Origin of the sequence: Mycoplasma sp. 1578d, from assembly GCF_024582695.1 — a bacterium.
Lineage (GTDB): Bacteria > Bacillota_I > Bacilli_A > Mycoplasmatales > Metamycoplasmataceae > Mycoplasmopsis.
This window is the reverse complement of record NZ_CP102081.1, coordinates 190,496-216,410: the sequence shown is the minus strand read 5'-3', so window position 1 is coordinate 216,410 and position 25,915 is coordinate 190,496. Positions and strand designations below refer to the sequence as shown.

Annotated in this window: 16 protein-coding genes, 2 rRNA genes and 1 pseudogene; 1 reads left to right on the top strand and 18 read right to left on the bottom strand. The window is 31.9% G+C overall.

Annotated features, from left to right (window positions below; genetic code table 4):
* Window positions 1-255: 255 nt before the first annotated feature.
* The 13 genes and pseudogenes from NPA11_RS01095 to NPA11_RS01035 all read right to left on the bottom strand — a co-directional run bounded on the left by NPA11_RS01095 (window position 256) and on the right by NPA11_RS01035 (window position 18,399).
* A 23S ribosomal RNA gene (locus NPA11_RS01095) occupies window positions 256-3,136 on the bottom strand.
* Between the two features lie 287 nt (window positions 3,137-3,423).
* A 16S ribosomal RNA gene (locus NPA11_RS01090) occupies window positions 3,424-4,930 on the bottom strand.
* The 16S and 23S rRNA genes sit together here, the layout of an rRNA operon.
* Window positions 4,931-5,056: 126 nt before the next feature.
* Window positions 5,057-5,863 (bottom strand): TIGR00282 family metallophosphoesterase, encoded by an 807-nt coding sequence (locus tag NPA11_RS01085; RefSeq protein WP_257043805.1) that lies wholly within the window; start codon window positions 5,861-5,863, stop codon window positions 5,057-5,059.
* 567 nt (window positions 5,864-6,430) lie between these two features.
* A pseudogene (locus NPA11_RS01080) lies at window positions 6,431-7,111 on the bottom strand (Mbov_0401 family ICE element transposase-like protein); the annotation flags it as partial.
* A gap of 95 nt (window positions 7,112-7,206) precedes the next feature.
* Window positions 7,207-7,533: a hypothetical protein gene (locus NPA11_RS01075; protein WP_257043803.1), complete on the bottom strand. Its 327-nt coding sequence runs from the start codon at window positions 7,531-7,533 to the stop codon at window positions 7,207-7,209.
* 357 nt (window positions 7,534-7,890) lie between these two features.
* On the bottom strand, window positions 7,891-9,636 hold the full coding sequence (locus NPA11_RS01070; RefSeq protein ID WP_257043802.1) for a hypothetical protein: 1,746 nt from the start codon (window positions 9,634-9,636) through the stop codon (window positions 7,891-7,893).
* A 3-nt stretch (window positions 9,637-9,639) separates the two neighbouring features.
* Complete coding sequence (locus NPA11_RS01065; protein ID WP_257043801.1) at window positions 9,640-9,852, bottom strand: hypothetical protein; 213 nt, start codon at window positions 9,850-9,852, stop codon at window positions 9,640-9,642.
* A gap of 62 nt (window positions 9,853-9,914) precedes the next feature.
* A complete protein-coding gene (locus NPA11_RS01060; RefSeq protein ID WP_257043800.1) occupies window positions 9,915-10,943 on the bottom strand; it encodes a carbohydrate ABC transporter permease in 1,029 nt (342 codons plus the stop codon).
* Complete coding sequence (locus NPA11_RS01055; protein ID WP_257043799.1) at window positions 10,918-11,937, bottom strand: carbohydrate ABC transporter permease; 1,020 nt, start codon at window positions 11,935-11,937, stop codon at window positions 10,918-10,920. Before NPA11_RS01055 ends, NPA11_RS01060 begins: the two co-directional genes overlap by 26 nt.
* Window positions 11,924-14,026 carry an ATP-binding cassette domain-containing protein gene (locus tag NPA11_RS01050; protein ID WP_257043798.1) on the bottom strand — a complete coding sequence of 701 codons (2,103 nt, stop codon included), beginning with the start codon at window positions 14,024-14,026 and terminating at the stop codon, window positions 11,924-11,926. Before NPA11_RS01050 ends, NPA11_RS01055 begins: the two co-directional genes overlap by 14 nt.
* A 3-nt stretch (window positions 14,027-14,029) precedes the next feature.
* Entirely contained in the window at window positions 14,030-15,442 is a 1,413-nt protein-coding gene (locus NPA11_RS01045) for a thermonuclease family protein (RefSeq protein WP_257043797.1), read from the bottom strand.
* A 73-nt stretch (window positions 15,443-15,515) separates the two neighbouring features.
* Window positions 15,516-17,870 carry a P68 family surface lipoprotein gene (locus tag NPA11_RS01040; RefSeq protein WP_257043796.1) on the bottom strand — a complete coding sequence of 785 codons (2,355 nt, stop codon included), beginning with the start codon at window positions 17,868-17,870 and terminating at the stop codon, window positions 15,516-15,518.
* A gap of 247 nt (window positions 17,871-18,117) precedes the next feature.
* Window positions 18,118-18,399, bottom strand: coding sequence for a putative quinol monooxygenase (locus NPA11_RS01035; RefSeq protein ID WP_257043795.1), 282 nt, complete (start codon window positions 18,397-18,399; stop codon window positions 18,118-18,120).
* A gap of 294 nt (window positions 18,400-18,693) precedes the next feature.
* On the opposite strand from NPA11_RS01035, the gene metK reads away from it, so the two are divergent.
* Window positions 18,694-19,845 carry a methionine adenosyltransferase gene (gene metK, locus NPA11_RS01030; RefSeq protein ID WP_257043794.1) on the top strand — a complete coding sequence of 384 codons (1,152 nt, stop codon included), beginning with the start codon at window positions 18,694-18,696 and terminating at the stop codon, window positions 19,843-19,845.
* Between the two features lie 169 nt (window positions 19,846-20,014).
* Here metK and NPA11_RS01025 read toward each other — a convergent pair whose 3' ends face one another.
* The 5 genes from NPA11_RS01025 to NPA11_RS01005 form a co-directional block, all read right to left on the bottom strand.
* Complete coding sequence (locus NPA11_RS01025; RefSeq protein WP_306429073.1) at window positions 20,015-20,614, bottom strand: FMN-dependent NADH-azoreductase; 600 nt, start codon at window positions 20,612-20,614, stop codon at window positions 20,015-20,017.
* A 90-nt stretch (window positions 20,615-20,704) separates the two neighbouring features.
* Window positions 20,705-21,367, bottom strand: coding sequence for a deoxyribose-phosphate aldolase (deoC, locus tag NPA11_RS01020; protein WP_257043793.1), 663 nt, complete (start codon window positions 21,365-21,367; stop codon window positions 20,705-20,707).
* Between the two features lie 13 nt (window positions 21,368-21,380).
* Window positions 21,381-22,676: a pyrimidine-nucleoside phosphorylase gene (locus tag NPA11_RS01015; RefSeq protein WP_257043792.1), complete on the bottom strand. Its 1,296-nt coding sequence runs from the start codon at window positions 22,674-22,676 to the stop codon at window positions 21,381-21,383.
* Window position 22,677: 1 nt separating this feature from the next.
* On the bottom strand, window positions 22,678-23,382 hold the full coding sequence (deoD, locus tag NPA11_RS01010; protein WP_257043791.1) for a purine-nucleoside phosphorylase: 705 nt from the start codon (window positions 23,380-23,382) through the stop codon (window positions 22,678-22,680).
* Between the two features lie 121 nt (window positions 23,383-23,503).
* Window positions 23,504-25,912: an MAG1360 family OppF-related protein gene (locus NPA11_RS01005; RefSeq protein WP_257043790.1), complete on the bottom strand. Its 2,409-nt coding sequence runs from the start codon at window positions 25,910-25,912 to the stop codon at window positions 23,504-23,506.
* Window positions 25,913-25,915: the final 3 nt, after the last annotated feature.

Sequence of the window (25,915 nt, the reverse complement as noted above, 5' to 3'; positions counted from 1 at the left end):
TTTTTAAAGGATTTTTATTAAAAAATATTTCGCTTTTTGCTTGTTTTTTAATTATAGCATAAAAGATATAAATTTAGCGTTTTTTCTTGTTATTGGAAGAATTATTGGAAGTGAATTTTAAAAATAATTTTTCTGTTTAAGTTCATTTTATGGATAAATAAATTATAAACTTAAAATTGTAGAATTAAATTTATCCTTGATACAAATTATATAGATATTTTATTCAAAAAAATAAAAAAATGCGTCCTATGACGCGTATGCAAATTTATTAGTAATGGTCAGCTGAATGTATTACTACACTTACACTTCCATCCTATCAACCTCATAGTCTATAAGGAATTTCAAGGGAATACTTATCTTTGAGGAGGCTTCCCACTTAGATGCTTTCAGCGGTTATCCTTTCCGTACTTAGCTACCCAGCTATGCTTTTGGCAAAACAACTGGAACACCAGCGGTACGTCCACTCCGGTCCTCTCGTACTAAGAGCAGCTCTCATCAATATTCCAACGCCCACATCAGATAGGGACCGAACTGTCTCACGACGTTCTGAACCCAGCTCGCGTACCGCTTTAATTGGCGAACAGCCAAACCCTTGGAACCGACTCCAGCTCCAGGATGCGATGAGCCGACATCGAGGTGCCAAACCTTGCCGTCGATGTGATCTCTTGGGCAAGATAAGCCTGTTATCCCCAGGGTAACTTTTATCCGTTGAGCGACTGCCGTTCCATGACGTACAGCCGGATCACTAAGTCCTGCTTTCGCACCTGCTCGACTTGTAGGTCTCGCAGTCAAGCACACTTTTACCTTTGCGCTCTACATATGGTTTCTGACCATATTGAGTGTACCTTTGAACGCCTCCGTTACCTTTTAGGAGGCGACCGCCCCAGTCAAACTACCCACCACGCACTGTCCCCCTACTGGATTACAGTAGCAGGTTAGAAACTCAACATACCAAGGGTGGTATTTCAAGGATGACTCCATTAAAACTAGCGTTTTAATCTCACTGTCTCCCACCTATCCTACACATGTTAGGCCAAGTTTCAATACGAAGTTGTAGTAAAGCTCCATGGGGTCTTTTCGTCTTGATGCGGGTATCCAGCGTTTTCACTGGAACCATAATTTCACCGAGTTCTAGTGTTGAGACAGTTGAGAGATCATTGCGCCTTTCGTGCAGGTCAGTATTTAGCCGACAAGGAATTTCGCTACCTTAGGACCGTTATAGTTACGGCCGCCGTTCACCCGGCTTCACTTCAACGCTTTGCATTAAGCTAACGCATCCGCTTAACCTTCGGGCACTGGGCAGGCTTCACCCCTATACTTCACCTTGCGGTTTAGCAGAGAGCTGTGTTTTTGATAAACAGTTGCCCCTCACAATTTACTGTGGCCTATTAAATAGGCACCCCTTCTCGCGAACTTACGGGGTTATTTTGCAGAGTTCCTTAACACTAGTTTTCTCGCTCGCCTTAGAATACTCATCTTGGGAACGTGTGTCCGTTCTCGGTACAGGTATCTGCAACTTTATAACGCTTAGAAGCTTTTCTAGGAAGCATGAAATCACACAATTAAACTCTTTTACGAGTCTATGCATTACTCCTTTTGGTTATAGAACACGCATTTAACTATGTTCACCAATTAAAGCTTACCCCCAAATCCATTAATGGGTAGTGCTATCCTTCTCCGTCACTCCATCACTTGTTGCAGAAAGTACAGGAATATTAACCTGTTGTCCATCAGATACGCTTTTCAGCCTCTCCTTAGGTCCTGACTAACCCTGGGTGGACGAACCTTGCCCGGAAACCTCTCCCAATAGGCGTCGTAGATTCTCACTACGAATCGTTACTCATACCGGCATTCTCACTTCTAAACGCTCCACCAGTGCTCACGCTCTGACTTCACTGCGTTTAGAACGCTCCTCTAACGTACATAAATGTACCCGTGGATTCGGTATTGTGTTTACTCCCGTTACATTATTGGCGCAGGGTCTCTTGACTAGTGAGCTATTACGCACTCTTTAAAGGATGGCTGCTTCTAAGCCAACCTCCTAGTTGTTTATGAAACCCCACAACCTTTCTGACTTAACACAATTTTGGGACCTTAGCCGACGATCTGGGTTGTTGCCCTCGCGAGCCGGGACGTTAGCACCTCGGTTCCGACTGCATGATAATACACAATGGTATTCGGAGTTTGATTATAGTCAGTACCGCTAGGCGCGGCCATTCCATATTCAGTGCTCTACCACCAAAGTTTAACATCACACGCTAGCCCTAAAGCTATTTCGAGGAGAACCAGCTATCTCCAAGTTCGATTGGAATTTCTCCGCTATTCACAAGTCATCCGGGCACTTTTCAGCGTACTACGGTTCGACCCTCCACTTGGGATTAGCCAAGCTTCAGTCTGCTCATGAATAGATCACCTGGTTTCGGGTATATGTCATCATACTAATGCGCCCTATTCAGACTCGATTTCTCTACGGCTCCGCTTTTGTCCACTTAACCTCGCATGATAACATAACTCGCCGGTCCATACTGCAAGATGTACGCCATCACCCATTAACGGGCTCTGACTAATTGTAAATAAGTGGTTTCAGAATCTCTTTCACTCCCCTCCCGGGTTCTTTTCACCTTTCCCTCACGGTACTAGTTCGCTATCGGTGTCTGGTTAGTATTTAGCCTTACCGGATGGTCCCGGCTGATTCAGACAGGGTTTCACGTGCCCCGCCCTACTCAGGATGCTATCAGAAGATTTTGCCATTTCGCATACGGGAGTTTCACCCTCTATGCTTTAGTTTCCCAACTAATTTTGCTATGACAAAATTTTGTAACTTCATGTAGATAGTCCTACAACCCCAACATATGTTGGTTTGGGCTCTTCCATTTTCGCTCGCCGCTACTAGTGGAATCATTGTTTATTTTCTTTTCCTGTTGCTACTAAGATGTTTCAGTTCACAACGTCTCTCGTCAAAAGCAACTATATATTCATTGCTTAGCAATTAGACTTTACTCTAATTAGGTTTCCCCATTCGGACATCCCCGTATCGTAGCTTATATCCAGCTCCACGAGGCTTTTCGCAGGTAATCACGTCCTTCATCGACTTCCAGACCCAAGGCATCCACCACAAACTCTTACTTATTTAAAAGTTATGTATTTTCCTATTGTTGATGTATTCAAAGACATTTTAATAAATTATTATTGCTAATAATTCTCAACTCGGTATCACAAAACAAATTGACTAAAAAATGTTTTTTTGATGTCGTTGTTATATTAATTAATATCTTTACTATTCAGTTTTCAAAGAACATATGAGAGTAAGCTCTCTCAAAACTAGATATATCATTGGACTATTGACAATGTACATAACGGTATTTAAAAATAGTCTTATTCAGGTAAATAATTCGTTGAACGAATTATCTTTGTACTCCGTAGAAAGGAGGTGATCCATCCCCACGTTCTCGTAGGGATACCTTGTTACGACTTAACCCCAGTCACCAGTCCTGCCTTAGGCGGTTGTCTCCGTAGTTAACAAAACCGACTTCGGGCATTACCAGCTCCCGTGGTTTGACGGGCGGTGTGTACAAGACCCGAGAACGTATTCACCGTAGCGTAGCTGATCTACGATTACTAGCGATTCCGACTTCATGAAGTCGAGTTGCAGACTTCAATCCGAACTGAGAATAGTTTTTTGAGATTTGCTCCATGTTGCCATCTTGCTTCTCTTTGTACTATCCATTGTAGCACGTGTGTTGCCCCACTCGTAAGAGGCATGATGATTTGACGTCATCCCCACCTTCCTCCCAGTTACCTGGGCAGTCTCCTTAGATCATGTAACTAAGAATAAGGGTTGCGCTCGTTGCAGGACTTAACCGAACATCTCACGACACGAGCTGACGACAACCATGCACCATCTGTCATTTTGTTAACCTCAACTATATCTCTATAGCGTTGCAAAAGATGTCAAGAGTGGGTAAGGTTCTACGCGTATCTTCAAATTAAACCACATGCTCCACCGCTTGTGCGGATCCCCGTCAATTCCTTTAAGTTTCACTCTTGCGAGCATACTACTCAGGCGGATGATTTAATGCGTTAGCTGCGCTAATGGTGTCCATCAGCTAATCATCATCGTTTACGGCGTGGACTACCAGGGTATCTAATCCTGTTTGCTCCCCACGCTTTCGTCTCTCAGTGTCAGTATATTCCCAGTTAATTGCCTTCGCCATATTGGTGTTCTTCCTTATATCTACGCATTCCACCGCTTCACAAGGAATTCCATTAACCTCTAAATAACTCTAGTCTATCAGTATCCAACGCGATTTGGGGTTGAGCCCCAAGTTTTGACGCCAGACTTAATAAACAACCTACAGACGCTTTACGCCCAATAATTCCGGATAACGCTTGCAACCTATGTATTACCGCGGCTGCTGGCACATAGTTAGCCGTTGCTTTCTGACAAGGTACCGTCAAGATAATAGCATTTCCTCTACTATTTTTTCTTCCCTTATAACAGCAGTTTACAACCCGAAGGCCTTCATCCTGCACGCTGTGTCGCTCCATCAAGCTTTCGCTCATTGTGGAAAATTCCCTACTGCTGCCTCCCGTAGGAGTCTGGGCCGTATCTCAGTCCCAGTGTGGCGGTTCAGTCTCTCAACCCCGCTAAACATCATCGCCTTGGTAAGCTTTTACCTTACCAACTAGCTAATGTTCCGCACCCCGATCCTTTAGTGAAGCATTCGCTCCTTTGATATTACTAACATGCGTTAATAATAAGTATCCGGCATTAGCGCTAATTTCTCAGCGTTATTCCAATCTAAAGGGCACGTTAAGTACGTGTTACTCACCCATTCGCCGCTAAGTTTATAAATAAACTCCGCTCGACATGCATGTATTAGGCACACAGCCAGCGTTCATCCTGAGCCAGGATCAAACTCTCGAAAAAATTGACTGTCATGTATTGTTATATATCTAGTTTTCAAAGAACTTTTTTTGTTGTTGTAGCTTTTTAATTATACATATAAAAATTTTTTACAAAAACATTTTCTTGAAAAAAAATAAAAAAATTAGCCTAAGCTAACACATTTCTCAAATTGATAGTTTTAATCTTATTTTTTTGTTTATTAATGTTTAAAGTTAAAAGAACAGCATTGAGTTGAGTTGGATTGGGACTTACTTGAAAACGTTGTTTCGAGTTAAAGCGCATATTATTATATACTTGCTCATAATTAGCTCCAATGGCACTATCTTGCGGCCCGCACATTCCTACATCAGTGATAAATAGTGTTCCTTTAGGTAATTTTCTAGCATCGCTAGTTTGCACATGGGTATGGGTTCCGCAGATTGCATGCGCAATTCCATCTGCATATAATCCAAAAACATTCTTTTCACTGGTAGTTTCACCATGGAAATCAACAAAGATATAATCATATTCATGCTTTTGAATTTCAGCATCAAAAGCATCAAAAAAATTATTAGCGGTTTCTTGTTTTCAAGGTGCATACAAAGGATTAAACGTAATTCCCATCAGGGAAATAATTAAAAGTTTTTTGTTTTTAATCTTAAAAACTTTTGCTCCGACACCAGGGTATCCTTGATTAATATTCAAGGGTCGAATAATATCACTGTGCTCAATAAAAGAAAAAATTTCTTCATTAGCTCAAACATGATTTCCCATCGTGATTGCATTAACTCCAAGTTCTTTGAGTTTTTGATAATCGTTTAAATTCAGGCCCTTGCGACCTGAAACATTTTCTCCTTGCGTGATAATAAAATCAGGTTGATATTGCTCTTTTAATTCTGGTAATGTTGCTTGAAGAGTATTGATTCCTGGTTGTCCAAAAACATCGCCAAAAAATAGTATTTTAAGTTTTGCCATAGTTATTTTAATTATAACTTATTCAAAAACAATGAAATTAAGTAAGTCATAAATACAGATAAAATTGAATAGAATCCAAAATTTGTCAGTAAAGAGCATATACATCTCTTAAGCATAAAAATTATGCCAAATCAACAACATGCTAAGAAAAAAATTCAGGGTTTTTCATGTTAAAAATACATGTCTAAAAACACGTTATGCAAAGTTCAAAATTTAAGTGCAACGCGCGCACGTGTACACATGCATGCTTTAAAGCACGATAAGGTGATGCAAATCTGCTTAACGCAGGCATCTCTTATTCGTGCTATTATACTTTGTATAATAGAATTTTGCATAATTTTGTGTCATTTGTTATGCAAAAATTTAAGTGTGCATAAAATCTTTATGCAAAATGTAATATTCCAAACAAGTAATATACATAGTATATTAAAGTTTCTTATTTTGTTATGTAAAAATGGTCCACTTTTTGCATTTTAGAAAAAATCAATAAAAATGGCAATTTTGCAATTTTGAAGAAAATTAGTATTTTTGAGTATTTTCAAGTGATCAAAAATGGGAGTTTTAAAATTAAATAAAGAGTAAATTTTCACGTTCATTTAAATTAAAAATGAGTATTTTTTTGAATGTCTCAATGCCATATGTAGTGAATTTTTTTGTTCCATTTTTCTTAATTTGATGACAAATTAATGACTCAGTGTGTGAGCCAATATTGTAATGAATGATAAATTGGCGATTATTTTTAATATATTTGATAAAGTCCATATATTGATTTTGCTTTAGTTTTGAAAGTGAATTTCATCTATTTTCAAACTCATTTTCAAGTAAAAATAACGCTTCTTGTGCTTGATTATTAAGTAATAAATCTCTAATTTTAGCAAACAAAGTGGTGCTATTTTGTACTAAATAATCAATAAACAAACGCTTGTTTTCTGTGTTGTATTTATTAAAACCACATAGTAAAAATAGCTTTCTCAGCAAGTGAAATTTGTCTAAAATGTATTTAGCATTAAATGCTTTTGCTAAGCGTTTAATAAATTTAGCACCGTCTCCATAGACAACAATTTGTTCATAATCTGAACCATAAAATTGTTCAATTTTAGCTTTAATGTTATCAATAAATTGCCTACTAATTGTCTTGGTTTTTGAATTGGTTTGAGCTAATTCTATTAATGTGGTTTTATTAAGAATGTGCTTATTTTCATTTAATCCTTGATGTAAAACAATCATTCTTGCTCTTGTTTTTTGTGTATTATGTTTATTAAGTTTAGATTAACATATGTATCATCTGCTTCAATATATAGCGTTTTGTTGTGTTTAGAACACGTTCAAAATTGATTTTATCATTATAAATCCTTTAAAATTTGACGATTAGAATTCCCTTGCATTTTCATTGAAAACACTTTATTTTTTAATTCATTATCAATATTTTTGTGTTTTGTTATTTGATAAAAAGGATTATCAAAATGTTGAAAATTTCTTTGTTTATCAATGAATAAATAACGTTTTAATGTTAATTGTCCATAAATGCTTTTGATAATTCTAGGTCTCACACGATAAATATTTCATCCTTTATCTTTGCGTTCTTGTGAATGAGCAAACTCTTTTTCTAATTGAAAAAAATGATTTTCAATTAACTCTTTAGCCATTTGATGATTTAATCCTGTGTTCATATAAATATTATAAATTTATCACTAGATAAACAAACAGGGAGTTCATTATTGAAAATAATGGACTCAATCTAAAATTACCAAATTAATATATCAAAAGACAAACACATTATTTTTCCGCTTTTTAAAAAAATAAAAAATATTTTTTAAGTGTTTAGATTTGAACTTATGGTTTGTTTTCTAAAAGACTTTTTCATGTTCTTTTAATTATATTTTGAATGCATAAAAAGTAAGAATATGGAAATAATTTAAATTTAATCAAGTCTCAAAATTGAAATAAAGTATTTATCATTTAAATATAGATATTTATTCAAAACAATTAAATAAAAAACCAAATTCAATGAATTTGGTTTAATTATATTATTTAACATGAGCAATTTGTTTAAAGCTTGGATCAATAGTATATCCACTTGGTAAATTAGTAAATAATTCTTGCTCTGGATTATAGGTAAATGGCGAATCTTTTTGATATGATAAATATCCTTTGTAAAGATCAACCATGTATCATTGATTAGTTTTTTTATCAAAAAATTCTAATCAATAAGTATCGCGCGGTTGAGTATCTTTAGGATATTGATGAGTCCCCTTGATAATTTGAACTTTATAATCTCCTAAGGTAAATAAAGCATAAGCATAAAGCTCTACAAAATGATTTATATTGGTTCGAGCTTTTTCAATCCCATCTTGAACAATTTTTCTTATCTTTTCAATATCCTTAAGAAAAGGTTTTTTCAATTCTTCAACTTGGGCTTGTTCTTGATTAATTTGCGATTGTGGAGCATTTTGAGCTTGATCAAGTTTTAGTTTTTTATAAGCAGCTAAAAAATTATCTAATTGGCTTTGTAAAAGTTGAGCTGCATTTTTATCTTTATTATAAAATTGTTGTAAACGAGCTGTAAGTTTTGGGTCTTTATTTTTTTCAATGTTGTTTTTTCGACCTTGAACTCTTCTTAAAATAGTTACAAGTGAATTATAGTTAATTAACTCTAAATGCGATTCAAAGAACTTGATTGGATCAGCTAAAAATTCCTTTCTTAGTTTTTCGGCTTCAGGAGTTAAAGCGATAATATTAGCCTGATTTGAAAAAACTTTAAATTCATCAGATGGTTTATCGTCTTCAGGGTTTTTTCCTTCAAGTAAAAACGAAGGTCCAAATCCAAGTGACATTCCTCTTTTAGCTGTATCATCAACAATATAATTTTGTTTTTTCATATATTCAAATACTTTTAAGTATGCATCTTTTGAATCTGTTAGTTCTCTTGCGCTAAAATCTGGTTTTATTATTTTAGCAAAATCGATAAAACGATTATAAGGAATAGAATTAAATGGTACTAAACCGCTACGTACATATGAAAACGAAATATTTGCAATATCTTCACCATTTTTTTCAACTTTAATCATTGAACGAGAATCGTCTAATGGAAGTGTTTTGTTTTTTAAATACTCTGAGTAAAATGGAGTATCTTTGAAATAATTTTCAATTATTTCGCGAACTTTTGCTTCGGTTACTAATTTATTTGGGTCGCTGATATCAATGAATCTGTAATCCTTTAATAATTCATATAGTTTATAAATTTCTTTTTCTTCTTGAGTATATTTAATTTTGTTTTTATCAGTAATTGAAAAATCCAACGACAATAAATCAGTTAATTTTTTAGCATTGCTCCCTTTTTGATATTCGCTTAACTTTTGGTTAAGCTTGTCAAATTGTTGATTAAAATATTTGAGAGCATTTGTATTAGTAATTTGTGTAATTGCTTTTTGGTTTTTAATAAATTGATCATTTTTAATCTCAACTGCATTATTAATGATTTTTTCTAATTCTTTATTAGAAATATCATAGTTACCTTCAAAAGTATAATTAACTCTATCTAAAAACAAAATTAAATTAGCTTTGTTAAATAATGAATTTTCAAAATTAATTAGTGATTTATTCCCATATTTTGTAGCAATACGTGGTTTATTAAGAAAGGGATTGTTGTATGCATATGATTTAGCATAGATAACAGTTGGATGCGATTCATACAGGCATGAAACAGCACTAGCTGAGGTCGTACTAATTGCAAGTGTTGCCAATAAGGTTTTGAAAATATTTTTCTTTTTCATGTTTTAAAACATTTCTGAATATTTTCATGATTTAAGTCCGGCATATGAAATGATCGAACCAATCACGACAATAATACAAAAGAATGTCAAACCTCCTATTGAATAAGCTTTAACCACTTTATAAGCCGATATAATTGTTCTATCTAAATTAACACCTGCTGTGGCATCTAGGGTTCCTTGAGCAAAATTAATAACATAAGAAAGCACGCCGATCATAATTAAAGAAAACACTGTTAAAATTATTCAAATAACTATTTTTCGTTTGTATTTTTTCATATTTACCCTTTAATTGTTGATCCTTGTCTTGATACAGCTCTCATAATTCATTTTCTAGCAAATAAGTACACTACAAACATTGGCAAAATAACCATTATACTAGCCGCTAATTTAACATTAATTGCTATATTAGCACCAGAGTCAGGATCTTCAGGATCAAGTCCAGCTTTAAATAATCAAACCGAAATAACTTCGTATCCGTTGCTACCAATATTAGAAATAACTAATGGTCACAAGTAAGCATTTCACGATACAAGTGAAGTAAGAATAATAATGGTAATAGTAGTTGGGAGTACCATTGGAAGAGCAATTTTGAAAAAGTATTTAGCTCCTGAAGAACCATCAATCAGCGAAACTTCCTTAATTCTTCCTGGAATGGCTTCAAAAGCATTTTTATACATTACTGTATTAAAGATGCTAGCCGCAAAAGGAGCGGCAACACCAATAACAAATAAGAAGAAGTTTTTAAATAATCCGGTTTTTAAAATAACAATGTATTGTCCTGAAAGAAGTGCAACTTCAGGAAGGACAAGAAGTGCAAGTGAAATAAATCACAGTATTCCTTTTCCTTTTCAGTTTCGAATTGAGAAAGCATATCCCATTAACGATGTAATAAATACTTTTAAAAAAACCGAGACAAGCACATTAGCTGAAGTAAGGATAAACGCACTTCAATATCCGGTTGTAAGTGCTCTAGAATAAGTATTTTTAGCAATATCGGCTCAATGATCAAAATTGGTAAGTCCTTCTTTGGGAACATAACCAATTCCTTTTGAAAATGAAGGAATTAAAGTAAATGTAATATCAAGCGAGTTTGCTTCTCTATCGTTCATAAACGACACTAAAATCATGAATACAAAGGGGAAAATAATTAAAACCCCAAAAAATGTAAGCACAAGTAATTTAAGAAAGCTTGATAAAATCACAGCATAAAGATTTTTTTCGCGCACTTGAGAAGAGACACGTTCTTGGTTCTTGTTAAGTTTCTTACTAATAAAATGTTGTTTAGCTCTTAGTTTTAACTCAAACATTTCTTTCTCCTAAGTTATTTAATGTAACTTGTGTTAATAAGAACCCACCACGAATAATTGATGAAAAGGTTACTCCAATGATGAACAAGGCAATACTTGAAGCTCCTGAAAGTGCTAAGTTTCCTTGCTTAGTGAGTAAATACACATATAACATAATTGAAGCTCCACCATTATTAAAGGCATCTTCTGGTTTGTTTTGAAATAATGCTAAAGGGAATACTTTAAGTCCTCCAATAATTCCTAAAGTGACAATAAAGTTAATAGTTCCACGAATTGATGGAAGAGTAATTGTGAAGAATTGTTTAATTTCTGAACAACCATCAATTGAAGCTGAACGATATAAGTTTTTATCTACCGAAAGCATTGCAGTGGTATAAATAAGAATATTAAAGGCCAATCCATTTCAAATACCATTAACCATAATAGCAACTAAAGCATTAAAAGTTCCTTCATCCCCTGATTTTAATCAAGCAGTTTTAACTCCTAAAACCGAATTAAGCAACCCGTTTGGATTAAAAAGCTGAACAAACATAAGTGAAATTGCAACCCCGTTAGTAACATATGGCATAAAGAATATTGTTTGTCAAAATCCTCGAGCATATTTGCGATAAAGCTTAGCGATAATTGAAGAGATAACTAACGAAATAATCATTATCATAGGGAGTGTGAAAATACCATAAATAAATGAGTTTCGCACTCCAAATGCAAATTTAGAATCAGTTAAAACAGTTACATAGTTTTGAATGGTAAAATCACCATTATCATCAGTAAATGAACCGTAAATATTTAATACCATCGGAACAATAGTAAAAGCTAAAAGAAGCACAATTCCAGGAGATAAGAGCATAAGTGGAACCACCATATTAGTTTTACGATCTAAAATTGAATATGATAATGTTCCTTTTAATGAGGCCATTTTCTTTAAAGCTCATTTGTAAGAAAATGGAATTTTTTGAGCAATTTTTGAAATTGATTGAGGATTAATTAATTTCATATTCTAATCTCTCCTCAGTTAAAGCGTCAAAAATATGAAGTTTTTTCACTGGGATATTAAAGTAAATTAAATCACCCACTTGATAATCATAATTATTATCTAGTAAAAAGTTAAGTTGACCAACGTTTTTAATTTCAATAACTAATTTACTTTCTTTTCCAAAGTTTTCTTTAACTAAAATAGTTCCAGTAAAATCATATTTATCTTTTGCAGTTTTAATTATAAAGTCTTCTGAACGAACACCAACATTTAATGAGACTTGGTCTTTGTTCGGTAGGAAAACTCCTTTAATGTGTTTTGAAGCCACATAAAGTTTCCCGTCTTTATATTCTGAAGGGAGTAATCCCATTTCTGGCATTCCTAAGAAGCGTGCTACAAATTGGTTTTTTGGCTTATTATAAAGTTCCATCGGCGACCCTAATTGTTGCACTTTTGCTGTAGACATGCAAACAATAATATCTGAAATTGACATAGCTTCTTCTTGATCGTGAGTAACAAACACAGTAGTGATTCCTAGTGATTGCTGTATTTGTCTAATTCATTGGCGTGTTGAAATCCTTAATTTAGCATCAAGGTTTGAAAGCGGTTCGTCCATAAGCAGAATTTGTGGTTTTTTAACAATTGCACGAGCAATTGAAACTCTTTGTTGTTGTCCACCTGAAAGACGAGTTGGTTTTTTCTGGAGAATTTTAACAATCTCCACCCGATTAGCTACTTCCATAACCTCGTTATGAATTGCTTTACGTAAAGGGATATCATTTTTAGCTAATTCTTTAACTCTTTCTATATCCGATTCAGATAAAATTCTTTTTCCTGATGTTTTTTCTTGTTTTAAACTCTCTTTATAAGAATATTTAGTTTCAAGTTGATTTACTAAATTAAAGAAACGTTTTTGTGCATAATATCTGAGATTTTTGCTTAAATCTAGTAATTTCAAATATTCAGCATCTTCTTTAAGCGATTTTTTAAACAATGCTTTTGCTTGTCTATTGGCAATATTTGTTTCTTCTTTAAGAACTTTATACTTTTCTAAAATCTTCTTTGATTTAACTTCATAGTTATATCTAGTAATTAAATTTAGAATTTTTTCTTCTAATTTAACAATTAAAATTCGATGTTTTAAAGTGATTTTATTAAAATCTTCATTTAAAAGTTTAACATTTGCTTCAAGTAATTGTGCTTCAAGTAATTGTGCTTCAAGTTCCTTTGCTTTATGTTCGTCTATGTTCTTTTGAAATTGCAAAAGAGATTGATCAAAGTTTTCAAAAACTTGAGAAGGAATTAATTCTGATTCGACTAATTCATTATTAGCAAGTGCATATTTATATTTTTCTTTAATTTCTCTAATTTTATTTTTAGTATCTTTACGAATGTTTTCGTTAGTTTTAAGCACATTTTTTGATAGTAGAGATAATTCAGAGGTTTCATGTACACGAGCAACTTTATACTCAGTGTTGGCTTTTTCATATTCAGCTACTAATTTGGCATATTTTTCGTCAAGTTTAGCTCGTGATTGTTTTCGTGCAATTCTTCAATCAATATATGCATCTTGTAATTCTTTGATTTCTTGATCACTAGCACCTAAAGCTTTAAGATAAATGCAACGAATATCGTTTTGAGCTTTCATTCGTTTCATGAATGTTTTATATTGTCATTCAGCATCATTTTTAAGTGGAAATGCAATATTAGCGTATACACTCATATGTGGATAAAGAGCATAATTTTGAAAAACAAAACCAATTTTACGTTTTTGTGGAGTAAAATCGGTAACATCTTTACCACGGAAAAGAATTTTTCCTGATGTAGCAGTCAAAAGACCAGCAATTGCATTTAGAGTGGTGGTTTTTCCGCTTCCACTTGGTCCTAAAAGAGTTACTAATTTACCTTCCGGAATTTTAAATGATACATTATCAACAGCTAAGGTTTCTCCAAAATCAATATTAAGATTCTTGAGTTCAATTGCTGGAATTTTTTCATGATCAATTCTTGAATATTCCTGTTTATATTCGTCTAGAACTTGTTGATAATCTTGTGAATCTTTAACAGTCAAAAGACCAATATAATCTTTGATTCTATTTATAATTTTCATATTTTATTTTTTCTTTTCCTTATTTAGTGGGTTTTTTAAAAAATCCAACACTCTACCAGAAGAAGCATCTGGTTCAGTTTTTGATCAAAAAGGTCTTCATTGTCCATTTTCTTTCATTCGATAAACAAAGATTTGAACATCTCTTGGTGCATTAAAGAATTCAAAAAATCCTTTTTTCTCTTCAATTGCTTTATTGAAATAAGTATAAATTAGTGGAAATAAGAGATTTTCGTAAGTATTTTTTTGTGTAATTTTGTTTTCTCAATTACCATCTTGTACATATGGTAAAGTGTACCCTTGAGCTACAATTGATAAATTATATGAATATTCATAATTGTCACCAAAGAATACGTCTGCTAAAGCTCTGTCATAAGAGTCTCTGCCACTATAAAATGCTACTCTTAGTTTTTTACCAATTTCAGTCCCGTTGCTTAATTTAGTTTTCATTAACTTTGAAGCAAATTTAGAAGAAATGCGTGCAAATGTTTGTTCAAAAGGTGAAGCAAGTTTTGTACTAACAGCCTTTTCAGGAGTATCAATCCCTGAGAGTCTGATTCTTAACTCATCTCCAACTTTAAATCCTTCAGTGTTGTGCTTATCGGTAACTTTAACAACAAAAGTATCTCCGTCAGCATCAGCTACTATTTCTGCGTCAAAATATTTTTTGTCAATTTCTTTAGCATTTCAGTCGATATTAACTTTAGGAAATTCAGCTAATTTGATGTTTAAATTATTGTATACATCTCCTAATTTCTTAGTAATTTGTGTATCAAATAAATGTGTAACTGTGATGTCAAAGTTATCAATTTGCTTACCATCAATTAATACAGAATAGTTCAAAGCAACTTTAATTGGTAGTTTATTGGCTGTCTGAATTTCTTTTATTAATTTGTTCGCTTTTTCTATAGGTAATTCAGATTGTAAATATTCTTGATTATTAATTACATAAGAAAAATCGTTAAACTTGATTATTGCTTTACTTCCTAAAAAAGGTTCCTCTATACTTTGAGTTATATTATCGAATTGTTCAAGGCTAATTGAGAAATTTTTTAAAGGAGATTTAACGCTAAGATTTGGAGATAATTTGCTGATAACTCTATTTCGAAGATCTTTTTGATATTGATCAAAAGCATCTCTTCAAGCGCGAATGTATGCAGTCCTTCTTCGAGACTCATATTGCCTTTTGTCTTTTCGATTCTCAGAACCTTGTTTTGCATATTGATCTAATTTTTCTTCATTTCATAAAAGAACATATCTATTTGGCTTTGAAACAAATTTAAACGAGTAATCAAGACTACCTTCACGAAAATTTGGTAAATTCCCCAAGGTATATGAACATGAAACTAACGCAGAAATTGAAGCTGTTGTTGCTAAAGCACAAAATAAAGAATAAGATATTTTTTTTAAAATTTTCATAATTTTTCCTGTTTTATAAAAAATAAAATTTATATGCATAAATTTTATTTTTTAACGAATTAATAAAGACGTATTATTGTGGGAAATTAATTTTACTAATAAAATCTTGATAGCTTTGTGGAGTATCACTATTTTCGGCTGAATTTTGTAATAAATCAAAAGCAGAGATAACTGATTTTCTAAATGTTTCTGATTTATCTGAAGCAGGTTCTTCAAAAATAGTAAAACCTTCTTTTGTTATACCATCTTTGAATAAATTAACGGCCATTTGAGTAAATTTATTTTTACCAAAAATACTTGCATCAATGTTCACAAAGTCTTTATTTGCAGTTATATATCCAGACTGTTTGTCGAAATATTCGGAAGGAGTTAACTCTTTTTTCTCTTTTTTAGCTCCTTCGCCAAATAAGTATTTTTTACTTGATGTTAATCATTTAACAAATGCTTTGGTTGCACGATCATCTTCTGCATTTGTATGAATCCCAAAAAGAGAAGGACCTTGTCCAAAAACAACATTTAATTTGTCTTCTCTAGTTCATTTTAGTGGTGGTCTTAAGGTAATTAATTCATTTTCGTTTAATTGATCTTCTTTAGATTCTAAAACAAATTTATATTTAGTAATAAAGTCATTAAATGCATTACCTTTAAATGACACTTTATCAAGAACAGTTTGGTCTTTTTTTTCTCCGTCTTTATTTTTTGGATCTACTGGAACTTTTATAGTTTTTTGTTTTACATCAACTGCATCTTTAATGTAAAGTAAAAGGAATTGTGCAGCTTCTTCTGGTTTTGTACTTGCGGTTTTAGCAATTCCGGCAAAAATACTATTTTCTTTTGCTTCTTTTACTAGATCTTGGAAATCTTTTTTATCCTTGTTGTAGTTAGAAATTCTTATAAGAAGGTCATTTGGAACACCATTTCTATCTTTAGTCGCATCAGTAAATGCTTTTTCATCATCTGCGCTTGCAAATACTAAATTAAATCCATCACTTTCATTTGGTGTGTAGGTAGATTTATAAAGTGAATTTCCATATTTACCAAATTTTGCAACCACATCACTTCTTAGATTGTTTTTATCTATAGTAAGTAATGTTCCATTATTTTTTGATAAATCATCCTTAATTTGTGCAATACCTCTGTCGTAAATTTTTTCACCTTCTTTAATAAAGTTATGAGTATATCCTGATGTTGAACCATTTGAGAAAGCAACTAAATGTTGGGTTTGTTGGTTTGATGGATATTGTCCTTTAGGGAATATTTTAACTGCTCCGGTTTTTACTGCGCTTTCAAGATCATTATAAATTTCACCACCTATTGAATGAGCTGTTCCATCACCTTTTAATGCATCAAATCTAGCTGTCACTACTCCATCATTTGTTGTAGTATATGAAATGCTTTCTTCGTCTTTACCATTAACATGTGAATAAACTGATACTTCAAAAAATGATATAGGATCTGTAATGCCAAAAACGTGTGGTTTTTCAGATATAGCTTTACCATTGTTGTATGATTCTGTAAATAATTTTTGAGCTTGTCTAGCAAATTCAAAAAGATCTTTGTAGTTTTCAAATGTTGCTTTTGAAATTTCTAAATCAACTTTAACTCCCTGTCTTGCAGTTCCTCATTTTTTGATAACACCGCTTCTGTCATCTTTCCCTAATTTGTTAACTTGTTCTATAAACTCTGTTGTGTCTTTATCGGTTGCGATTTTAGCTCCAGCTTTTTTCATTTCTTCAATTAAATAGCTAAGCACAGGTGCATTTATAGCAAAAGCATGTGTACTTTTTGCAAATGGAAGAACATATGTTGATTGATTTCTAACGTATTCAATTTCGTTGTTTGGTTTTTGAAAACCTTTTGAAAATTCAGAAATATCAGTATCAAATGCTGGGTCTGCATCGTTAAAACTTAAAAGCATATTAAAATTAGCTAATTTTGAGGCTACGTTAGGATAATTTAATACTAAATTATAAAATTCGCTTTTGTTTTGAGCTTTAAGATCTTGAAGTATTTTTTCAGGTCCAGAGTCATATCCTGAACCTAGTTTTTTAATTTCTACTTCTTTTGCTCCGGGTGCAATATCATTAGATTTTGCTTTTACTAATTTGTTGTATTCATCAATAACTGACTTAAGAGCACTAAACTGTACTTGACTTTCAGATCAAGTTACCCCAATTTTGATTTTGGGTTGTACATCAGAAGTGTAACGTTTGTTTGAATCTGGATTAGGACCAAGTTCTGAGTTAAGTATTCTTTGATTGTGTTCTGGCGAAACATCGGTTGAAGAACCTGGATCAGTTGTCCCTGTATTAGGATTTGATGGCGAACTTTCTGAGCTAGATGATGAACATCCTGCTGAAAGCATAAAACTTGAACTGGCAAGAACAGAAGATGCTCCTAATATAAGTTTTTTAAATTTTGAAGTCATTATTTTCTCCTTGATTTGTGTTTTTTGTGTCTTTGTACTTATGTTTTTTCTAGACTATTCTTTTACACATTCATTTTATCAAATTTATTTTTTAATAACTTAAATTGTGGCCTTTGTTTCAGAAATTTCCACATTTTCGGCCTTTTTTAGAACATTGCTTGAGGTGCATTTTAAAAATAAAGTAAAAATTCTTATTTTTATAAAAAATAGCTAGCAAAATGATTCACTTTCTAAGTGACGCTAGCTATTATGATAATGTGTCCATTTGGTAAAGAACAACAACATCTTTTGACATTTTTTCCAAACTTGACAATTCTTTTGAATATTCAGCAGTCTTAATATGATTCTGGTATTCTTGCGAACTGGTTCATCTTTCAAAAAGAATAATATCCTTGCCGTTAAATCCATATTCAAAAGACAAATTATTTGATAACATACGAGTCTTCTTGGTTAGGATGTAAATATAATCAATAAAACCTTTAAGTTTTTCCTCTTTGACTTGATAAAGAGTTGCCTTAGCAAAGATCATTAAATCTCCTTTTATGTCGATGTTTTCTCTTAGATAATAATTTATAGCATTCAATGCCTTCTTTATTTTATCAAAATTTAAGTCTAATTTTGAACTAATTTTAATAAAAACATTTTGTTAATAAGCCGGTTTTGGTGTTATAATTAAATTCTAAATTAGCATACAGAATACGGTAGCTTGACAGCTTTGACCGTTGCCAACCTTTTAAGTAAGGTGGATAGTCAGGGAGAAATCCAACATGCTTTCTTCTTATACTCTCCTGCTAATTTAAATATATTTTAAAAAGGAGATTTTATGAAAAAATTATTTACTAGCGAATCAGTAGGAAGAGGTCACCCAGATAAAGTGTGTGATCAAATTTCTGATGCCATTTTAGATTCATATTTAACCTTAGATCCGCATGCTAAAGTTGCTATTGAAACTTTAGCATCGGGAAATATGATTGTTATTGCTGGTGAGGTCAAATCTAATGTTGATATTGACGTGATTGAAATAGCAAAAAATCTTTTGCGTGAGTTAGGATATTATTCATACAAAACCAGCATTATTGTAGATATTAAAGAACAATCAAGTGATATTAACCAAGGGGTAGAACTTGGTGAGCAAAACGGACAAGAACTTGGGGCCGGTGATCAGGGAATTATGTTTGGTTATGCTACTAACGAAACCCCGCAATACATGCCGTTGGCCATTATGCTCGCTAATGAAATCGTTAAAATTGCTGATAAATATCGTGTGAACGGAAAATTCAAATGAGCTAAAGCCGATATGAAATCACAAGTGACTTTAGATTACACCAATCCACAGCAAACAAAGATTGATACTATTTTATTCAGTGTTCAGCATTCAGCTAAATATAATAAAGAACAATTTGAAGATTTTATTAAGAATTGCGTTCTTGCTGAAGCTGTTCAAAAATACAATTTAGCTCTTCCTGATAAATTATTAATCAATCCAACAGGGAATTTTGTTATCGGTGGTCCATTAGGAGATACTGGATTAACCGGAAGAAAAATTATCGTGGATACTTACGGCGGAGCTGCTCGTCATGGTGGTGGGGCGTTTTCAGGTAAAGATGCTACTAAAATGGATCGTTCAGGGGCTTATGCTGCTCGTTGAATTGCTAAAAACATTGTTGCTGCTGGTTTAGCTGATCGGGTTGAAATTCAAATTGCATATTCAATTGGTCTGGCTCAAGTTGTCTCAATTATGGTTGAATGTTTTGGGACAAATAAGGTTGATGTGAATTTAATTGAACAAGCAGTTGAACAATTATTCGATTTAACTCCTAAAGGTATTATCAATGCACTTGATTTAAGAAAACCAAAATTCTTTGAAACTTCATATTATGGCCATTTTGGACGTGATGAAGTTGATTTTACTTGAGAACGTTTAGATAGAGTAGAACAATTAAAAGAATTTATTGCAAGACACCAAACAAAATAACTTCAAAATAGTTTCAGAAAAAGAAATTAAACATTATTTTTACACTTTGAATCACTTAAAACTATAGAAAATTTAAAACCTTTTATAAGGTTAAATCTTTTAATAATACTCTAGCTCTGGAACATAAGAAAAATCCTCTTTTTGAGAGGATTTTTCTTATGTATATTAATTAAAAACTTTTTGCTTTAATCATTAATTGATCTTTTTGACTCAAAGCATACTCAGCTGGTTTTAAACTTTTAATTGGTTCAATTTTAGTTCCAGCAATTTCAATGGTATCAACGGTATGAGCTCCAAGGAATTTTCATGTTCCTTTTAATCATTCAATGTGACTTCCTCATAAATACCAATCTCTTGGTGCTCCTTGAGATGCAACAATCATTACTGAAAGATGATCAAGTAATCCAATGGCTTCGCCTTTTTTTGAATATTTGTATGAGAAGGTTTTATCAGCCAATGCAATTCCATCAATAAAGTTTTTTACCACGGAATTTGGTCCAAAATTGGTCATTGAACATGAAATGACTAATTTATCAATTTCTTTTAATTTACTAATCCATTTATCAGCGTTTACTTCAGTTCAAAAAGCTGAAAAATTATCTAAGTGTAAGAAATTTTTTGCAAATTCAGTGTCATTTAAGTTAATCATTTCTAACTCATCTTGTGGGTGAGATAGTGCATATTGATTTTTAAACTCATAAAGCATTTGTGAAGAGTATGAAACTTCACTTTTGCTAAGGTTCCCTTCTAAAAATAAAACTTTTGCCATAATTACGCTCCTTATTTATTGTTGTTATAATTATAACTTTATCAACAAATATTTTAAAAAGTTAATTAAAAATGCGAAATTTTAACAATTTTAATACCCTGATTTGTCGCTTTGTCCTTTAATAATTGCCACTGACCGTGAGGTTCCAAAACGAGACGCTCCAGCATTGTACATAGCAATAAGATCGTTCATATTACTAATTCCACCAGCAGCTTTGATTAATAATTTATCTCCGGCAACACTTTTCATGATTTGGACATCTTCAAGATTAGCACCACGATAACTAAATCCAGTAGAAGTTTTGATAAATTCAGCTCCTGATTTAAGGACAATTTCAGTAGCTTTTTTAATCTCGTTTGTACTGAGTAAAGCGGTTTCAATAATTACTTTAAGTACTTTATTGCCGCATGCTTCTTTAACTTTTTTAATATCATTTAAAACATATTCATATTCACCTTCTTTAAAACGGCCTATGTTCATAACCATATCAATTTCGCTAGCTCCATGATCAATAGAAAGTTTGGCTTCAAATGCTTTAGCTTGAGTAATCATAGCTCCGAGCGGAAACCCAACTACTGCAGTAATTCCAATCTTTGAGTTTGCTAATTTTTCTTTAACGTATTTAACATATGAAGAATTAACACAAACAGTTTTAAATTCATATTCTTGAGCTTCTGCAATTAGTTTATCAATATCCTTACTAGTTGCTTCGGGTTTTAAAAAAGTGTGGTCAATCATTTTGTTGTAATTCATATTTTTCCTTTATTTATTGCAGTTTTTCTAAAATTATTTTATTTTGAACTGGTTGAGCATTAAATTTATATCCAAATTTTAGTTCTTCAAGTAATTCTAAATTAATTGGATTAGAAGAATATAGCGTAAAAAGTACATCTCCAACTTGAACAAATTCATTGGTTTTTTTATTCAAAGTAATTCCGGCTTCAAAATCAATACTTGCTTCTTTTGTAGCTCGACCTGCTCCAAGCTTCATTGAAACAATTCCAAAAGTTAGAGCATTAAAAATTTCTAAATATCCTTCTTGCTCAGCTTTAACTTTTAATTTGTATTTTGGATTTCAAAATAATGGGTCTTTTAAAGATTGAACATTTCCACCTTGAAGAGCAATAAATTGGTAAAATTTTTCTAATGCTTTACCATTAGTAATAACTTCTTGAACCATTTTTTGTGCATTTTGATAATTATCAGTGACTTTAGATTGTAATAAAATGGTCGTACATGAAGAATACACTAATTCAACAAAATCACTTGGGCCATTTCCTTGCAAAGTTCTTATAGCTTCAAGAACTTCATTTTTATTTCCAATTTCACAACCAATTGGACGGGACATATTAGTAATTTCGGCCCGAACATCAACATTTAGTTCCTTTCCAATGTCAATCATAGTTTGAGCAAGTTTACGGGCCGAGTCTAGATCTTTCATAAATGCCCCATTCCCACATTTTACGTCAAGTAAAATTGCGTCCGCTCCAGTAGCAAGTTTTTTACTCATAATACTTGAAGCAATTAGCGGGATGGATTCAACTGTTGCTGTAACATCTCTAAGAGCATAGAGTTTTTTATCAGCAGGAACTAATTGTTCACTTTGACCAATAATTGCAATTGAATAGTCTTTGACTTGCTTTAAAAATGCTTGTTCGCTTAGTTCGATATGAAAACCAGGAATTGATTCGAGCTTATCAATTGTTCCGCCTGTATGTCCAAGTCCACGACCAGACATTTTAGCAACTGGAACTCCTAATGACGCAATAATCGGAGCAACTGCTAAAGTGGTTTTATCACCAATACCACCCGTAGAATGTTTATCAACCTTAATCCCTGGAATTGAGCTTAAGTCAATAATTTTACCTGAATAAAGCATGTATTTAGTCATTTGAGCAATTTCTTTAGTGCTCATTGAATTAAAGACAATAGCCATTAGAAAGGCGCTCATTTGATAATCTGGAACAATTCCTTGTACATATGAGTTAATTAAAAACTTAATCTCTTCTTCGGTTAATTCTTTGTTAAGTCGTTTTTTATCAATTAAATCAACTACACGCATTTTATTTTGCTAAATTTAAAGCAATCTCCATCATTTTAGTAAATGCTGTTTGGCGTTCGCTCGTACTTGTTTCTTCTTTGGTAATTAAATTATCTGAAATAGTTAATAAGCAAGCGGCTTTTTTGCCGGTTAATTCAGCATTATTAAAAAGTGCATATGATTCCATTTCAACACAAATTGATTTAGTTTGTTCGATTCGTTTATTTAATGGCACTGATGAATAAAATACATCTGAAGAATGAACTCTTCCTAAATTTAATTTAATGTCTAAATTTTGAGCGATTTTTTGAATTTGAGTATTAATCTTGCGTGATGGGTAGGCAACATTTCCTTCTTTTCCAAGTGCCATTCTTCTAAATGCATCTGAATCTGCATACGCTTCAGTGGCTAGTACAAGTTCGTATAATCCTAATTCTTTAAGATATGAACCGGCTGAACCAACTCTAATAATGGTATCGACATCATAAAATTTGAATAATTCGTATGAATAAATTCCGATCGAAGGACATCCCATTCCACTTCCGGCTATAGTGACAGGTCTTCCTTTGTAGGTCCCAGTAAACATGAACATGTTTCTTACTGAATTAACTAGTTTATAATCTGGGTCTAAATAGTTTTGAGCAATAAATTCAGCTCTCTTGGGATCGCCCGGCATAATTACTAACTTGGCTATTTCTCCTTTTTTAGCATTAATGTGTGGTGTCATTGTTGCTCCTTTGTTATTTTAAATTGCGGCATATCTATTGATATTAAATAGATTCTACTTTAAATTTTACCAGTTTTAAATCTTTATTAGATTAAATGAAAAAATGCCAAATTATTTGGTATTAAAATGAATTTTCATTTGCAGACGATTCTGGAGTAGTTTTTTTAAAATCACTTGGTAAAATTTTTCGCATTAGCGGTTTGAGTTTAGTAATGTTTGTTAGCTCAAATTCTGTGTTTTGAAAAAAGCTTGATAAATTGATTTCGACAAATTTATCCAAATTAAGATCTAAAGGTTGATCATTATAGTTTAAGAAATTTTTTTGAACTTCAATTTGGGAATTTTTTCATTTTTTATAATTCCCATATTTACTATAAATATAGTGATAATTATTCCGATCAGGAGTAATTAATTCATTAAAAATATAATCTTCTAAAACATTGTTTAATGAAGCGTTTTTTGTTGCTTTTTTGTTAAGAATTTTTTGAGTTAATGGATGAAGTGGATTGCTTAAAACATTTTTAAGTTCACCTCCTTCAATTGCTGTATTGTTGTAAAAAATGTGGATATGTTCAAAATTTTCAAATAAAAATTTAGTATCTTGAGATAGAAAAATATAGTTAATATCATTTTCGTAAGCAATATTCTTAAAAACTCTAAAAAACTCATTTTTAATATTGTGGTTTTTAATCTCTGGGTCATCTTCAATAAAGATTACTTTACTTTGGTTTAGATAATATTTAACCAGTTCTAATTTAGCTACTTCTAAAAAGTTGAGTTCTTTAAATGGATAAAACAAGTTAATACTATTAATTGATAAGTAATTGATTGATTTAACAAATTTAGAAACCCCTAAGAAATAATTAACAAATTTATTAGTATCTTTATTTTTATTTAAGCTAAAATTGCTGAGCAAAACAATGAAGTCATTAAATATTTCTAAATCTATGTATTGTGTGAAAAAGTTTTCAAAATTAATATATTCATCATCAATTAAAATATCATTTTTATCTCGATGAAGGCGAATTAGATCACTAATATGTTTAAAAAAAGAAAGGGCAGTTTTAAGTGTTTTTTTTACACTAACACTAAGTTGTTTGATTTTTAAATTTTTAGTTTTAAGTTTACTTTTGTAAAGTTTTAATTCTGATAAGTTGTTTCATTGTAAATCGGCTTCAGCCAACTTGATTTTTTCTTCTAGTGACTTAATTTTAGCCACATTTCGCTTAAGTGGGCTTTGCTCAAAATGTTCTTTTGTTAGTTTAGATAATTTTCTCTGTAAATTGTTAATTTTATCTTGAATTTGTGTCTGGCGGTTTTCTGATGCCTGATAAATGTATTGAGCAATCTTGTGAAAATCCTCTTCAATAATTTTATAAGTAAAGTATTTTTTAAGCAATGAAGCATGATAAATATTCTTCTTACTTACAACATTGAAAAATAAACGTTCATTCATAATCGCTTTATCAAGTTGTGCAATTTGCTCAATTGAAGCATATTTAATTTTGTTTTGATGCATATTCCATAACTTTAAAACTGATTTTATGTAAAAATAATTACGGTATAAATGTGTTTTAGCAAAAGTGTCGGAGCTGGATCTTTTAGGATGATTTTTTAAAGTTAAAAGCTGATTTTTTCAGTGCTTTTTAATCACTTGAATTTGGTTAATTCCTTGCGAAGACACAATATTTTTATATTCTTTATAAAAATCAATTTCAAATGAAGTATCTCTAATTTTTATATCATTATGTACTTTTTGAATTGAAGATTGAGAAACATTATTTAAATAATTAAGTTGAATTTTATATTCTTTGATTTCTCTTTGCTGATGAGCTCCATTTTCAAGTATTCCGCTTTGCGAATAAATATTTAAATGTGCAATTAATTCATCAAAAATTTCAAAATATTGATTAAATAAATCGTTTTGAATTAGAATGATTTTTTTATTGAAGTTTTCAATTAATCCCAATAAATCATCCTTTGAAAAAACTCCTCCTTTAGTGTGAATGCTATTTTCTAAAAATTGCATAGTTCGAACCAATTCTGTGTTAAGGTTAATGATAAATTCAGATTTTTGGAATAAAATACTGTAAAAAGCGTTCTTAATTGGTATTTCAAATAAAGTAAAAATCTTTTTTAAATCTGTTTTAGCGATTTGATCGGTATTGTGCTCTTTGAGACAATCTTTTCAAATTTTATAAATGGGTAAATGATTATCTTGTTCTTGAATGATGTTTTTTAGTTTAAAGCAACTAACATACTTTTTAATTTCTTCTTTTTTAAGTATTACTTGTTTGCCTTTATTTTGGGCATCTTCAAACCATAATGAAACGGTATTATTATTTTTTTGAATAAAATTTTCTCAAAAAAATGAATAAGAAAAGTTATTATAAGCCGAATCAATATAAAAAGCAGCCGGAATATTCTCGTACACATCAATCCGTGGTATATTTAAAAAACGGTTTTTACCGTTTTGAGTAGAATAATCAAACATATTTCAAATTGTTAAAAGTAAATTTTCTTTTCTCATATT